The organism is Rheinheimera baltica (assembly GCF_030731985.1).
In the GTDB taxonomy this organism is placed as follows: Bacteria; Pseudomonadota; Gammaproteobacteria; order Enterobacterales; family Alteromonadaceae; genus Alishewanella; species Alishewanella baltica.
This window is the reverse complement of sequence record NZ_JAPJDY010000010.1, coordinates 82,318-96,202: the sequence shown is the minus strand read 5'-3', so window position 1 is coordinate 96,202 and position 13,885 is coordinate 82,318. Positions and strand designations below refer to the sequence as shown.

The following is a 13,885-nucleotide window of genomic DNA, read 5'->3' as shown; positions in this document are numbered from 1 at the left end:
AGCAGCGCAAAGACCAGGTAAAGATTCCGTAAAGGTGTATTGCTGCGCACAGACATTGGGTAAACTTAGCGTAAATAAGGAGTGGTTATGCCTGCAATTCTGATGATAGATGACGACACTGGCCTATGCGACTTGGTGGCACAATATCTCGCACTCGATGGGTACCAGTTTACTGCCGCCCATGATGGGAAACATGGTCTGGAGCTAGCTCAAAACGGAGCGTTCGAACTTATCCTGCTCGATATCATGTTACCGGGTATGGACGGCTTGAGTGTGCTTAAAACATTGCGTGTAAACAATTACTGTCCAGTATTGATGCTGACCGCCCGGGGGGATGAAGTTGACCGAATAGTCGGGCTTGAGCTGGGTGCTGATGATTATCTGGCAAAACCATTTAATCCCAGAGAATTAGTCGCACGTATTAAGGCAATACTGCGCAGAGTAGAGCTTACCCGCGAACAACCGGCAGATCTTAACAGCGTACTGCATTTAAATGAGTTAGTACTCAACCCACATAATCGCCAACTTAGCTGTAACGATGAAGTGATCAACCTGACTGCTACAGAGTTTCAATTATTGGAAATGTTAATGCGTCGGGCCGGCGACGTTGTTAGCAAAGATGAATTAAGCCGGGCTGTGCTGGGGAAAAGGCTGCAAATGTACGACCGAAGTCTGGATATGCATATCAGCAATATTCGCAAGAAAATTGCCCCCTACAGCAGCCATGAGAAAATTCAAACCTTGCGTGGTACGGGTTATCTATTTATTCAAGGGGATGCATGAACTGGTTATTACGGCTAAATCCATTTCACTATCTGGCTGGCAGAATATTTCTCTGGTTTTGGCTGGTACTACTTATTGCGGTATTTGGCACTCTGGCATTGTCTCGTACCTTGGTAGAGCAAACAGAAATACGCCGTCTGCCACATAGTATTATTGAACAACTGCAGCATCAAATTCAGCCATTTTCCAGAAGCAAAAGCACTAGTGAATTGCTCGCCAAACTACAACAAGCTCAACCGGAACGTTGGTTGTTAGTCAATGCCGATAACAATACGGTGTTGACACCTGAACTGCTACCAGCAGATTTTGATCAACACTGGCTCACCGAGTTGTCGCTGCTTTCCAGGCCTCGCTGGCTGAAACACCATAATACATCGCTTGCCGGTCCATTTATGCTTAAAGTGGGAACTGATAACGTAGCCTTGTATCAAAAACGCCAACGCCCGCCTCAGCCCTGGTGGCGATTAAACCAAATACCCCAGCATGTTCTGTTGCTTATTACGCTTGTTATTTCTGCCGTTGCAAGTTTTGTTCTTGCGGTATCAATTTCGCGGCCTCTGCGAGAGCTATTGCAAAGCACGCTACAGCTAGCCGACGGTAAACTTGACAGCCGAGTAACCCATCTAAGCAAGCGTAAAGACGAGCTGGGACAACTTGGCATTAGCTTCAACACTATGGCGGAGCGCATCAGTACGCTACTGACTAACCAGCAGCGTTTGCTGCGCGATATTTCGCATGAGCTAAGATCTCCGCTTGCACGTGCCCAACTTGCGTTGGGATTAACCGAAAGACAACAAACCCTGACGCAAATGCCCAGACTAAAGCAAGAGTTAGATCGGCTAGATTCGATGCTCGATGAGCTATTAACCTTTAGTAAGCTGGATGCAGGACAATATCAATTAGATAAACAACGGTTTGATTTAACTGAGTTACTCGCTGAAATAATTGATGTTAATCAGGTGGAAGCCGATGCGAAACAGCAAAGTATTGTGTTGAAGACAACAACACCTATAACGATTAGTGCTGACAGTCGCTTACTGGCAAGAGCAATAGAGAATGTGTTGCGAAATGCAATTAAATATAGTCCAGTACAAAGTATTATCAGTTGTCTGCTACAACAGCACGGGCAAGTGTTAGATATCACAATTTGCGATCAAGGGGCAGGAATTGCGCAAGAGCAACTGCACGCTATTTTTGAACCCTTCTATCGGGTATCTGATAGCCGTACTCCCGAAGCAGGCGGAACAGGGCTTGGGCTTGCCATTGTGGCGCAAATTATTCGCCAGCATGGAGGAAAGGTGAATGCAAGCAATCTTGACAAAGGTGGGCTTTGTATCAGTTTACAGTTACCAGTAAACTAGCCCGAACAATTAGCCCGCTCAGGTTTAAGCTTTGATGAAAAGTTCTGCTGTATTTCAGCCAATTAGTGCACGATTAGGCGATAGCGATATCGCCGGTCATTGGCAAACCGATCTAAAACTATTTTGGCAGAGCATGCAAAGCGGTGTGCTTATAAGTGCTGACAGGCTAACTTTGCAATACTATTTTTATCGGGTACCCAATGCACGTAACGCCATAGTCATTAGCAGTGGTCGTATGGAAATGGCACAAAAATATGCAGAGCTCAGTGCCGAGCTAGTTCACGCAGGTTACAGCGTGTTTATTATGGATCATCGTGGTCAAGGCTTGTCACAACGTGAACTGGCAAACCCTGATAAAGGCTATGTCAGCGACTTTAGCGTGTATCAACAGGATTTTGCCCAGTTTATCCATCAGGTCGTGTTGCCAAGTGAGCACCAAAACCACATTGCTTTGGGCCATTCTATGGGCTGCGCCATACTGGCAGGGTACCTGCAAACGCACCCTCACCCTTTTTGTGCCGCCATATTGGCCTCACCAATGTTCGGTATTTATACCGGTCTTGTGCCAGCAAGCCTGGCAGAAAGCCTAGCGCTCGCATTTGGTGCAATAAACAGAAATATAAGTCAGCAATCATGGTACTTTCCGGGGCAAGCTGATTACACGGAAAAAGCGTTTGCCAACAACCCGCTGACCAACTGTGAAGCACGCTATCACTGGACACAGCAACTGTATCGGGAACAGCCAAAATCACGTCTTGGTGGTGTTACTTCAACCTGGGTCTATGCCGCTGTTCACGCCATGCGGCAACTACAACGTGAGGCAGGAAATTGGCACCTTCCGGTACTCCTTTTGCAAGCGGGAGCTGATAAAGTAGTGAGTAATTACGCACAAAATAAATGGTTTGAACAACTACATCCAGAAGTTTTGCACCATAAAGTTACCCTTCAGGATGCCAAGCACGAAATATTTATGGAGCAAGACAACATTCGTCATGACGCAATAAACGCTATCAATAGCTTTCTGGCACAGCTGTCTTAGGCTAAGTGATTTGTTACAATGCACCTTCATCACTTTGGAGTTTTTATGCTGCATGTTGTCTTGTTTGAACCTGAAATACCGCCCAACACCGGAAATATTATCCGTTTATGCGCCAATACTGGCTACATGCTACATTTAATCGAGCCGCTAGGGTTTGCATGGGACGACAAACGCATTAAACGTGCCGGACTAGACTATCATGAATTTGCTCAGGTACAACGACATAAGAGTTTTGACGACTTTGTTACCAACGTGGCACCAAACAGAATGTTTGCCTGTACAACTAAAGGCCACACTAAACATAGTGATGTACTCTACACTGCAGGAGACGCACTGATTTTTGGCCCTGAAAGCCGTGGTTTACCTTTAGAAGTGCTGCAACAATTACCACAGCCTCATTGGCTAAGGATCCCTATGACAGCAAATAGCCGTTCAATGAATTTATCCAATGCTGTTGCTGTTTTTGTATACGAATCATGGCGTCAGCTGGATTATGCTGGCGCGAGAGCTTGAAACGCTAATATCTTATTTGCATAAAAGCATTCAGTACAACTATATTTAAAGGCGTTGAACTAGATAACAAGGATGTCGTTCACTATGCCACTGTCACGTTGGTTGCTTATTGCTGCTTCTTTTTTTTCTGTACCTTCTTTTGCCGATGCCGTTGATTTCGATGTGTATACAAGCTTACCATTTGCTTTACTCATCATTCTGGTGTTGTCGTTAACGTTATACAACCGAAAATTACAGCATCGTAATCAGCTAGTTATAGAACAACAGCAAACTCTACAAGGCTTCTTGCAACATTCAGATGATGCAATTGCTATCTTAGATCAAAATTTGCTGCCTATTTATATTAACCCACGGCTTGCCACATATTGCGGTACTGCAGTTACGCCAGCTAAAAAATTACCGTTATATTTAGATAAAGACGGCTCGCAATTACTGTTACCAAAACTTAATTTAACCGCAAACTGGCACGGAGAAGCCTGGTTGAAGACAGCAAATAGTGACGCGAGCTCAATGCTATCAGTCGCGATAACACGACTTCAGCAAACGCCACCCAGTTATCTGCTTATAGGACGGGAACTTTGTTCATTGACCCAAACAGCCGGAGATACGCAAAGCGGCAGCCTTCGTGATAATCAGACTGGCTTAATTAACCGAAATACCTTAAGTGAGTATCTGCACACCTGTGCTAGTTTTAGTAACAATCTAAATCCAACATTTGCTTTGCTATTACTGAAGTTCAATCAACTTTTGAACGCCGATGGCGTAAAACCTGTACTTTTTTTATCAGATATCATTGCGGAACTTAGTCGTCAGCTGCAAAAAATCATCCCTGATGGTCATATACTTGCGCGATATAGCAACGACACTTTTGCTATCGTCATACCACCGCATCTATGCCATGTCCAATTGGAAGTCCAACTAAACAGGTTGACGCAAAAAATGCTTTTATTGCCGGCTAAGGTAACAGAAACCAGAAATAATATTTCATTACAACCGCTGATAGGGATTAGTATTTATCCGCTGGACGGCAAGGAACCTGCTGAACTTCTTTTAGCTGCAAGTACAGCGTTATCTAATATCGCAAGGTTAGGACACAGCGGCTTGCAATTTGCCAATAGCAAATTTCAGCAGCGGGCTCCTGAGTTCAGACTGCTAGAATTAGAGCTAAAGAAAGCCATGTTGCAAGGTGAATTTGATGTCTATTACCAACCACGAATGAGTATTGGTAGCAACAGGGTTATCGGCTACGAAGCGTTGTTACGCTGGCATAATCCCAAACGCGGTGTGTTGCTACCTCAGTACTTTATGGCGTTGGCGGACGAAACGGGAATGATCGCCGATTTAGATAAGTTAGTGTTTAAAAAGTGCTGTCAACAACTACAATATTGGCAAAAAACTGGGCTGGATAGAGGCAGAATTGCGCTAAATATTTCTAATTTCAGTTTCAGTCAACCTGACTTTGTATCAGCACTCACTCAACAACTCAGCGTGTCCGATCTAAAAGCTGAGCAATTTGAGCTTGAGCTGCACGAAGACATTTTACTGCAATCAGATGCAAATACCCTTAGTACACTGCAAAACCTAGCTAAAATCGGATTTCATCTAACATTGGATAATTTTGGAGCTGGCATTTCATCGTTGTCGGTATTACGTAATTACCCTTTACACAGCTTAAAGATTTCACCTGAATATATTCAGAACATGGAACACAATGAACAACAACGCAACCTCACAGCGACGTTAATTCGCCTTGCATCCTACTTACAGTTGGATGTCATTTCCACCGGCATAGAAAACGAAATGCAAGCGTACTTATTACATGTTATGGGATGTGACATTTTACAAGGGCACTTGTTTAGTAAAGCTCTGCCAGCAAGTGAGATCCCTGCTTTGCTGGCAAAAGAGAATAAACTGCTACGAAAGGCGATAAACTAAATTAATTAACTTCATCACGCTTTTCTCTACCAAGTAAATCTAATGCAGCTAATTTGACATCTTTACCTTGGTATAGCACCTGGTATATTTGTTCAGTTATTGGCATTTCAACGCCAACACGTTGCGCTAAATTAAACACTTCCTTGGCATTACGGTAACCTTCCACAACCTGTCCAATACTCTGCATGGCAACATCGACGGCTTTCCCTTGCCCAAGCAGTAAACCAAAGCGACGATTGCGCGACTGATTATCAGTGCACGTGAGAACAAGGTCACCAAGTCCAGCCATTCCCATAAAAGTGTCTTTCTTAGCGCCCAATGCACAACCAAGCCGGCACATTTCGGTTAAGCCCCGAGTAATTAATGCAGTACGAGCATTGGCACCAAAACCTATACCGTCTGCCATACCGGCACCAATAGCAATGACGTTTTTAACAGCACCACCAAGTTGCACACCTATAAAATCGGGGTTGGTATACACCCGGAAACTTTTGGCACAATGCAACAAGTCAGACAATTGCGTAATAAACTCAGCGTCAGTGGATGATAAAGAAATCGCAGTCGGCATCCCCATCGCCATTTCTTTAGCAAACGTAGGACCGGAAAATACCGCAAGCGATACCTCTTCACCCAGAATATCGCGTGCCACGTCCTGCAGCAAACGACCTGTCTCAGGCTCAAGTCCTTTTGTAGCCCAGGCTACACGGGCATTTTTAGATAAGTAAGGTTTAATTTGAACTAAGGTTTCAGCAAATGCATGGCTGGGTACTACCAACAAAATATCACGACTGCTACCGACGGTTTCTGCAAGGTCAGCACTAACCTGTAGCGAATCAGGTAATACAATATCTGGTAAGTATTTTTGATTAAGACGCTGCTGCGCCATCTGTACCATATCTTGCTCGTTGCGGCCCCACAAGCTTATCGTATTTCCGTTTCTGGCGAGGCAAATAGCAAGGGCAGTTCCATAGGAACCTGCCCCTATTACAGCGATAGCTGAAGGCAGCATCGCTTACGCGTCTGCCTTAACGCCTTGTGCATCAGCCTGACGCTGCTGAACGTACTGCGCAAATAATGCATCAAAGTTAACTGGTGACAAATTCAATTGTGGGAAGGTACCGCGATTAACTAAATTAGACACCGCTTCACGTGCATATGGAAACAGGGTGTTTGGACAAAATGACGCCAGCACATGAGCCAATTGCGCGTCTTCCAAAGCTCCGATTGAGAATATGCCAGCTTGCTGCACTTCACACAAGAACGCTGTCTCGCCTTCAACTGTTGTGGTAACTGTCAATGACAGTATCACCTGATACACATTTTCTTCAAGCTTTTCACTGCGTGTATCTAAATCCAGCTTAACTTCCGGTTTCCATTCTTTGCGAAATATTGCCGGAGCATTAGGCGCTTCAAAGGAAATATCTTTAACAAAAATGCGTTGTATTGCGAATTGTAAACCTTGCTGCTCCGTTGCAACGCCGTTTGCTTGTTGTTCGGCCATGATAATACCTACTGTAATTATAAATTTAATAAAGGTTCGAGTTGTCCATTGGCATCTAGAGATAACATATCGTCACAACCACCAATATGGCGTGAACCGACAAATATTTGCGGTACGGTACTTTTTCCACCGGCTAGCGCTATCATTTCTGGGCGTAGCTCAGGCTGCTCGTCAATACGAATTTCATGATAGCCAACACCTTTAGAATCCAATACGTGCTTTGCGCGCACACAATAAGGACAATAGGCTTTAGTGTAAATAGTCACTTTCGACATCATTACCTCCTTGATTTTACAACTGGCAAGCTGGCACCGGTCCAACTACTCATCCCGCCCTGAAGAACGGATACCGTGCTAAAACCTTGCTTTAGCAAACTGTTTGCCGCTTTTTGAGCAGACATGCCAGCCTGGCATACAATGATAATGGGTTCAGCTTTACACTTTTCAAGGCCAGCCAGTTGCTGTTTTTCAATATCCGCTATTGGTATATGCCGAGCCGCGGTAATGTGGCCCTTGTTGAAGTCTGCTTCTGCTCTAATATCAACCACTACAGCGTTAAGCCGATTAACCTGTAAAGTTAACTCCGTTGGACTGACTTGTTTAATAGCAGAAAACTGTGATTTCAGCCAACTGCCTATTAACATGACGAATAACACCACCCAGACCGCGCTTAAGATCGGATGATTCGTTAAGAACTCTATATACTGCTGCATATTCTCTCTGCTTCTGGCTCATAAATTACCAGCGCTGAGTATACTCAGTTTCATTACATAAAGCAGCCCTGAATGGGCTTACGTATTCTAACAGGGCTGGAGAATTGTGCAGATTTCGGTAAGATAGCAACTCAATTTTGCCTACTCATATATCAATGGAGTTTACATGACCAGTCGCAAAAAACCTTTGGTGTTATTAATTCTGGATGGCTGGGGCTATCGGGAAGATGTCAGCAATAATGCGATTGCACAAGCCAATACGCCGGTGATGGATAAGCTGTGGCAAACCTGCCCACATAGTTTAATTTCAGGTTCTGGACTTGATGTAGGCTTACCTGATGGGCAAATGGGCAATTCTGAAGTCGGTCATGTTAATTTGGGCTCTGGTAGGGTGGTATATCAGGACTTTACCCGCATTACCAAAGCGATAGATGATGGAGACTTTTTTAGCAATCCAGTGCTACTTGACGCCGTATCAAAAACCAAAAAACAACATACAGCTTTACACATTATGGGTCTGTTGTCCGCTGGCGGTGTACACAGTCATGAAGACCATTTATTAGCGATGATAAAGTTGGCGGAACAACAAGGTGCGGAAAAAATATACTTGCATGCGTTTTTAGATGGCCGTGACACACCGCCTCGCAGCGCCAAAGCCTCTTTGGAGAAAATTCAAGCGCATTTTAATCAAACCGGCAGTGGACAAATTGCATCCGTTATTGGCCGGTATTTTGCTATGGATCGTGACAAACGTTGGGATCGAGTGCAACAAGCGTATGACCTGCTAACGCAAGGCACTTCACAGTTTCAGGCTGCTGATGCGATCCAGGCTGTTGAAATGGCGTATCAGCGTGATGAAAACGACGAATTTGTTAAAGCCACAGCCATCGTTGCTGCCGACGGTTATCCTGTTCAGATGCATGATGGCGACGCACTCATTTTCATGAATTTCCGTGCCGATCGCGCCCGTCAGCTAACTCGTACATTTGTTAACGATGCTTTTGATGGTTTTAGTCGTAAGCGCCGTCCGGCCCTAAGTAGCTTTGTAATGTTGACAGAATATGCCGCGGATATAAAAGCGCCCTGTGCTTTTCCTGCTCACAGTCTAGACAATGTGCTAGGGGAATGGCTGGCTAAACATAAAAAAACTCAACTTCGCATTTCTGAAACCGAAAAATATGCTCACGTCACATTCTTTTTTAGCGGGGGGCGTGAACAATTGTTTGAAGGTGAACAACGTATTTTAGTTGACTCTCCTAAAGTCGCAACTTACGACTTACAACCGGAAATGAACTCAACAGAACTGACTGATAAACTGGTTGACGCTATTCACGGCGGTAGTTTTGACGTGATTATCTGTAACTACCCTAACGGTGATATGGTTGGTCATACCGGCGTAATGAGTGCAGCCATTCGGGCAGTTGAGGCAGTAGATCATTGTATTGGTCGTGTCGTTGACGCATTACAGCAGGTAGGTGGTGAATGCCTTATTACTGCAGATCATGGCAATGCTGAAATGATGCAAGATCCTACATCAGGCCAAGCTCATACTGCACATACTAGCGGCCCTGTACCCTTGATTTATGTTGGCCGGCCGGTAACAGTAAAAGATGGCGGTATTTTAAGTGATATTGCACCAACCATGTTACATCTGATGGGATTGCCCATTCCCGATGAAATGACGGGTAAAATCTTAATGCAGTGCCAATAAATGCATCTAATATCAACTACGTCGCTGCTGGCGCTCGTTTTGGGTGCATTTCTAATGCCACTAGAGACAAATGCACAGCAGCGCGATAAAGAGTTAGCTGATATTAAGCAACAAATTCAGTTAACCGAACAACAGGTCCAAACACAAAAAAAACAGCTGCTCAAAGCAGAGCAACAACTTCAGCAATCAGACAAGGCGTTCGCTGAAGCATCAGCTAATACCCTCCGTACAGAGCAAGAGCGACAAGCGCTCACAGCTCGAGAGCAGCAATTACTTAATCAACAGAAAACACTTGAATCGCAATTATTTCAACAGCAGAAGTTACTCGGGTCGCAATTAAAAAGTGCCTACAGCCTTGGTCAGCATGATTACAGTAGAATGCTGCTCAACCAGCAAGATGCTGGCAAACTAGAGCGGGTATTAAGCTATTACCAGTACTTCAACCGAGCCAGAATGCAACAACTGACAGAGCTCAATAGTACCATCTCGCAACTGGAATTAGTGCTGGCCGAACTTTCCGAAAAACAGCAGCAACTGGCCGTGCTTCTGCTGACGTTACAACAACAACAGCAACAGTTAACTGCGGCAAAGAATGAGCAAAAACTCGCCGTGTCACGCCTACAAGATACCTTGCAGCAACAAGGGCGCCAGCTCGACTACTTGCGCCAAAATGAAGCGAGCTTGCAAGCTACGCTGGACAAGCTGAAAAAATTGGCAGAAAAAACCCGAGAGTTAGCAGGGTTAGACCGACAAAAAGGCCAGTTAGCCTGGCCGGTGACCGGTAGCTTGTTACAGCGATTTGGAGAGAACCGACAAGGCGGTATTTCTTCACGCGGCATTTTGATTCAGGCAAAAGAAGGCGGAGACGTTACCGCTATTGCTGATGGTCAGGTTATCTATGCTGACTGGCTCAAAGGCTACGGTTGGGTTATCGTCCTTGACCATGGTGCAGGTTTTATGAGTTTGTATGGTCATAACCAAAACCTGCTTAAACAGCCAGGAACAACCATTACTGCGGGTGAAACAATCGCTTTGGCTGGTATGAGTGGAGGCCAGGCGTCAGCCGGTTTGTATTTTGAAATCAGAAATAAAGGCGAAGCGGTAAATCCGTTACAATGGCTGGCACAGATAAAGCGTTAAAAAATTAATGTAATGCAGCGCTGTTGCGCATATAATTTTTCAATAATTTTCGAAATCCAATTTGGCACACAAGAGAATAATAATAACGTGCGACAATTACTTACACTTAGTCTTAGTCTCCTAATATTGGCTACACAAGCGATGGCAGACACACCACGCATTGCCATTATTATCGATGACATTGGCTATCAAAAAGCTGATTTAGAGCTTATAGACTTGCCATTTGCCCTTACATTTGCAGTACTACCACACACACCTTATGGCCAACGTGCGGCCCGTCACGCGTTTCAGTTGCATAAAGATGTAATGTTACATATGCCGATGCAACCCGCCAATGACAGAAAACCCGGACTTGGGGCATTAACTAGTGACATGTCTAAGCAACAGGTACATAAAACGCTGCAATTAGCTTTGGCAGATATTCCGTATGCGGTGGGGATAAATAATCATATGGGCAGCTTTTACACCGAGCAAGAACAACCCATGGCCTGGACGATGGAGTATTTAAGCAAAAGACATTTATTTTTCGTTGATAGCCTCACAACCGCACATAGCAAAGCGGGAAAATATGCCCGTCAATTTGGGGTGACAAATTTAAGTCGTCAAGTATTTCTAGACAACGTTCAAGATGAAACGGCTATAGCTAAGCAGTTTGACACTTTACTGCGTATCGCAAAAAAACGTCAAAGTGCTATAGCAATTGCCCACCCGTATCCGGAAACCTATAAGTTCTTACGAAAAAATCTGCCGAAGCTTAAAGAGCAAGGTATTGTGCTGGTAGGCATTACCCAATTGCTGCCGCAACATCATGATGTTGTGGCTGCAGGGTTCACAGCACCAGCGGTATCTGCACCGCAATAAAAAACCTGCCAACGGCAGGTTTTTTCTAGTCTGTTTTCTGTTGTTGCAGAAATAATAGTAGCTCATCAGGCGGCATAGGCTTGGCATACATAAAGCCTTGAACTTCATCACACCCCATCGCTTTTACTGCCTGCTCTTGATCTTTTGTCTCAACACCTTCTGCAATAGTAGAGAGTTGTAAACGCTTGCCCAGACTAATAATGGTTTCAGCAATAACTTCACCAGCAGCCTGATTAATATCTCGTATAAACGCCCGATCAACTTTAATCCGGTCTAATGGCAGTTGTTGCAGGTAACTGAGCGATGAAAAACCAATGCCAAAATCATCTATAGCCACTTTAATACCAAAGCTTTTCAATTTTTGCAGTGCTTCAATAACAATCTTAGGTTCATCCATCACAACAGACTCTGTAATTTCCAGTTCAAGTGATGCAGGCCTGACTTGATAACGATTTACACAGTCAATTACCGACTGTACAAAGCCATGATTCCTAAACTGCGGCATGGAAACATTGACGGCAATACGAAGCTCGCTAAAACCTTGCTGTTCAAGTTTTTTAACTTGTATACAGGCTTGCTCAAGCACCCAGCTACCGATCTCAACAATCAGACCTGAGTATTCTGCAAGAGGAATAAACACTGCCGGCGAAATAAACTGCCCATTTGCTTGCGGCCATCGAAGTAAGGCTTCCATACCAACGACCTGATGATTTTTCAACGACACCTGAGGCTGATACCATAACTCAAGCCGATCATTCGAAAAATCCTGACGTAACATGCGCAGTAACGCCAAGCGCTCCGCCATCTCCTCTTCCATATCCGCTATATAATACTGATAATTAGTGCCAATCTGTTTTTTAGCTTTATTCAGTGCAATGTAAACATGCTTTAATATAGTCAGCCCCTGCGTCGCTGTGTCGATTAACCGACACAGACCAAAAGTGGCGTCGACCTGCAAAGCATGCTCTGAAGCATGAAAGGGTTGATTAAAAACGGCTTGCAAACGTTCGGGTGTAAGTTCACTTTCGGGCCCGACCAAACCAAAAACATCAGCGCCAATTCGTCCCAATTGCGCGGTAACACCAAAATGCTCTATCAGCCGAAATGTGACTGCAATCAGTAATTCATTACCCACATCTTGACCTAAACCATCGTTCACATCAGAGAAATGGTTTATATCAATCAAAACTGCGACGTTATTTTCAGCCTCATACCGTTTTGTGTCCTGCAAGATCTGAATAAACTCGTTTCTGTTAGGCGTCTTTGTCAGAGGGTCAATATAGGCTGCATGTTTAAGTTGCTGAAACAATGTAACGTTTTCATAACCTATTGAAATATTGCTGAGAAACACCTCTATTAATTGACGATCAAGCGCGTCAATTGGACGGTTTGTCTCAATATAGACCGCAGCAGAATGCGTTTCATTGCCAAGATACAACACCGTATCTTTGTCGGTAAACAAATGCTGACGTGTCGTTAAACATTTTGAAATCTGTTCAACAATACGTTCATTATCTAGCCGGTCAAGCTGGCACTTAATGTAAGGGGCATAATTACCAGCAGCACCTAATACATAAATATTCTCACTGGCACTACCATCATCCTCAATCTGAGCACATAGCACGCCTTCGGCGTGCAAGCCAATGAGTGACGATATCTGTGTTACAACGCCTTCAGAGAACTCGTGTAACGAGTGCTGCTCTAGCAGATTCGCTCCGGCATTAATAATTTTCTGTAAGCCTCTGCGGCTTTGGTTGATCGTACGGATCTGCTGATAAGACCGCAATGACGCAATAATTGAGGTCACCAACTTACTTCGGGTAAGTTCAGTTTTAGTTTTGTAATCATTAATGTCATATTCTTTGATGACATTTTCTTCCGGCGCATATCCCGGTTGGCCAGTACGTAGTACGATGCGTAACTCGTCCATCATCAGTTCGTCACGAATTCGCTGCACCACACGAAGTCCAGCATCATCTGTTTCCATCACTACATCGAGCAATACTAAGGCTGTTTCTGGGTTATGCCGCAAAAACTCGACCGCTTCCTTACCACTATATGCATGATGAAACACCAGCCGTCTGCCCAAAACAGTCAGGTCACTCAATGCCAGTTTAGTCACGGTATGAATTTCTTCATCATCGTCAACGATAAGCAAATGCCATTCACCCAGTGTCTGTTCATTTACTGGTGCAGCTGGTTCGTCTTCTGCTAAAAACAGAAAATCGTCATCTGTTTCTTTTGACACCATTATTCAGCCTTATTAAATGATTCCGCTTAAATATACATGCATCTTTTACATAAGAGTAAGTTATAACAGATTTTATTT

At 44.3% G+C, this 13,885-nt stretch carries 13 protein-coding genes; 8 read left to right on the top strand and 5 right to left on the bottom strand.

The genetic code is table 11. From position 1 onward, the window contains the following. The first annotated feature begins 87 nt into the window (after nt 1-87). The 5 genes from ORJ00_RS16425 to ORJ00_RS16405 all read left to right on the top strand — a co-directional run bounded on the left by ORJ00_RS16425 (nt 88) and on the right by ORJ00_RS16405 (nt 5,631). The gene (locus ORJ00_RS16425) at nt 88-783 is read left to right on the top strand and encodes a response regulator transcription factor (protein WP_306140368.1); all 696 of its coding nucleotides are present in this window, start codon (nt 88-90) and stop codon (nt 781-783) included. Then, nucleotides 780-2,144, top strand: a complete 1,365-nt coding sequence (locus ORJ00_RS16420) for an ATP-binding protein (protein ID WP_305975139.1) — start codon at nt 780-782, stop codon at nt 2,142-2,144. Before ORJ00_RS16425 ends, ORJ00_RS16420 begins: the two co-directional genes overlap by 4 nt. A 34-nt stretch (nt 2,145-2,178) precedes the next feature. Then, nucleotides 2,179-3,183 (top strand): alpha/beta fold hydrolase, encoded by a 1,005-nt coding sequence (locus ORJ00_RS16415; RefSeq protein WP_305975137.1) that lies wholly within the window; start codon nt 2,179-2,181, stop codon nt 3,181-3,183. Nucleotides 3,184-3,228: 45 nt separating this feature from the next. Further along, on the top strand, nt 3,229-3,696 hold the full coding sequence (gene trmL, locus ORJ00_RS16410) for a tRNA (uridine(34)/cytosine(34)/5-carboxymethylaminomethyluridine(34)-2'-O)-methyltransferase TrmL (protein ID WP_306126810.1): 468 nt from the start codon (nt 3,229-3,231) through the stop codon (nt 3,694-3,696). Between the two features lie 84 nt (nt 3,697-3,780). Continuing rightward, entirely contained in the window at nt 3,781-5,631 is a 1,851-nt protein-coding gene (locus ORJ00_RS16405; protein WP_306140367.1) for a GGDEF domain-containing phosphodiesterase, read from the top strand. 1 nt (nt 5,632) lies between these two features. Here the strand turns inward: ORJ00_RS16405 and gpsA are convergent, their stop codons facing one another. Genes gpsA through ORJ00_RS16385 form a run of 4 tightly spaced genes read right to left on the bottom strand, consistent with a single transcriptional unit; the run spans nt 5,633 to nt 7,844 of the window. Continuing rightward, nucleotides 5,633-6,640 carry an NAD(P)H-dependent glycerol-3-phosphate dehydrogenase gene (gene gpsA, locus ORJ00_RS16400; RefSeq protein WP_027670271.1) on the bottom strand — a complete coding sequence of 336 codons (1,008 nt, stop codon included), beginning with the start codon at nt 6,638-6,640 and terminating at the stop codon, nt 5,633-5,635. A 3-nt stretch (nt 6,641-6,643) separates the two neighbouring features. Next, complete coding sequence (secB, locus tag ORJ00_RS16395; RefSeq protein ID WP_027670270.1) at nt 6,644-7,132, bottom strand: protein-export chaperone SecB; 489 nt, start codon at nt 7,130-7,132, stop codon at nt 6,644-6,646. A gap of 17 nt (nt 7,133-7,149) precedes the next feature. Beyond that, the gene (gene grxC / locus ORJ00_RS16390) at nt 7,150-7,407 is read right to left on the bottom strand and encodes a glutaredoxin 3 (RefSeq protein ID WP_306140366.1); all 258 of its coding nucleotides are present in this window, start codon (nt 7,405-7,407) and stop codon (nt 7,150-7,152) included. Between the two features lie 2 nt (nt 7,408-7,409). Then, entirely contained in the window at nt 7,410-7,844 is a 435-nt protein-coding gene (locus ORJ00_RS16385; RefSeq protein WP_306140365.1) for a rhodanese-like domain-containing protein, read from the bottom strand. Between the two features lie 166 nt (nt 7,845-8,010). Between ORJ00_RS16385 and gpmM the strand changes: the two genes are divergently transcribed. The 3 genes from gpmM to ORJ00_RS16370 all read left to right on the top strand — a co-directional run bounded on the left by gpmM (nt 8,011) and on the right by ORJ00_RS16370 (nt 11,556). After that, entirely contained in the window at nt 8,011-9,555 is a 1,545-nt protein-coding gene (gpmM, locus tag ORJ00_RS16380) for a 2,3-bisphosphoglycerate-independent phosphoglycerate mutase (RefSeq protein ID WP_306140364.1), read from the top strand. Nucleotides 9,556-9,609: 54 nt separating this feature from the next. Further along, complete coding sequence (locus ORJ00_RS16375) at nt 9,610-10,695, top strand: murein hydrolase activator EnvC family protein (protein ID WP_306140363.1); 1,086 nt, start codon at nt 9,610-9,612, stop codon at nt 10,693-10,695. Nucleotides 10,696-10,782: 87 nt separating this feature from the next. Further along, entirely contained in the window at nt 10,783-11,556 is a 774-nt protein-coding gene (locus ORJ00_RS16370; protein ID WP_027670265.1) for a divergent polysaccharide deacetylase family protein, read from the top strand. A 25-nt stretch (nt 11,557-11,581) separates the two neighbouring features. On the opposite strand, the gene ORJ00_RS16365 is transcribed toward ORJ00_RS16370, so the two are convergent. Further along, entirely contained in the window at nt 11,582-13,807 is a 2,226-nt protein-coding gene (locus tag ORJ00_RS16365) for an EAL domain-containing response regulator (RefSeq protein ID WP_306126814.1), read from the bottom strand. Between the last annotated feature and the right edge of the window lie 78 nt (nt 13,808-13,885).

What these genes read in the sequence shown, in the direction of transcription:
- ORJ00_RS16425 (WP_306140368.1), top strand. Translation starts at nt 88, where the DNA reads ATGCCTGCAATTCTGATGATAGATGACGACACTGGCCTATGCGACTTG.
- ORJ00_RS16420 (WP_305975139.1), top strand. Translation starts at nt 780, where the DNA reads ATGAACTGGTTATTACGGCTAAATCCATTTCACTATCTGGCTGGCAGA.
- ORJ00_RS16415 (WP_305975137.1), top strand. Translation starts at nt 2,179, where the DNA reads ATGAAAAGTTCTGCTGTATTTCAGCCAATTAGTGCACGATTAGGCGAT.
- trmL (WP_306126810.1), top strand. Translation starts at nt 3,229, where the DNA reads ATGCTGCATGTTGTCTTGTTTGAACCTGAAATACCGCCCAACACCGGA.
- ORJ00_RS16405 (WP_306140367.1), top strand. Translation starts at nt 3,781, where the DNA reads ATGCCACTGTCACGTTGGTTGCTTATTGCTGCTTCTTTTTTTTCTGTA.
- gpsA (WP_027670271.1), bottom strand. Translation starts at nt 6,640, where the DNA reads ATGCTGCCTTCAGCTATCGCTGTAATAGGGGCAGGTTCCTATGGAACT.
- secB (WP_027670270.1), bottom strand. Translation starts at nt 7,132, where the DNA reads ATGGCCGAACAACAAGCAAACGGCGTTGCAACGGAGCAGCAAGGTTTA.
- grxC (WP_306140366.1), bottom strand. Translation starts at nt 7,407, where the DNA reads ATGTCGAAAGTGACTATTTACACTAAAGCCTATTGTCCTTATTGTGTG.
- ORJ00_RS16385 (WP_306140365.1), bottom strand. Translation starts at nt 7,844, where the DNA reads ATGCAGCAGTATATAGAGTTCTTAACGAATCATCCGATCTTAAGCGCG.
- gpmM (WP_306140364.1), top strand. Translation starts at nt 8,011, where the DNA reads ATGACCAGTCGCAAAAAACCTTTGGTGTTATTAATTCTGGATGGCTGG.
- ORJ00_RS16375 (WP_306140363.1), top strand. Translation starts at nt 9,610, where the DNA reads ATGCCACTAGAGACAAATGCACAGCAGCGCGATAAAGAGTTAGCTGAT.
- ORJ00_RS16365 (WP_306126814.1), bottom strand. Translation starts at nt 13,807, where the DNA reads ATGGTGTCAAAAGAAACAGATGACGATTTTCTGTTTTTAGCAGAAGAC.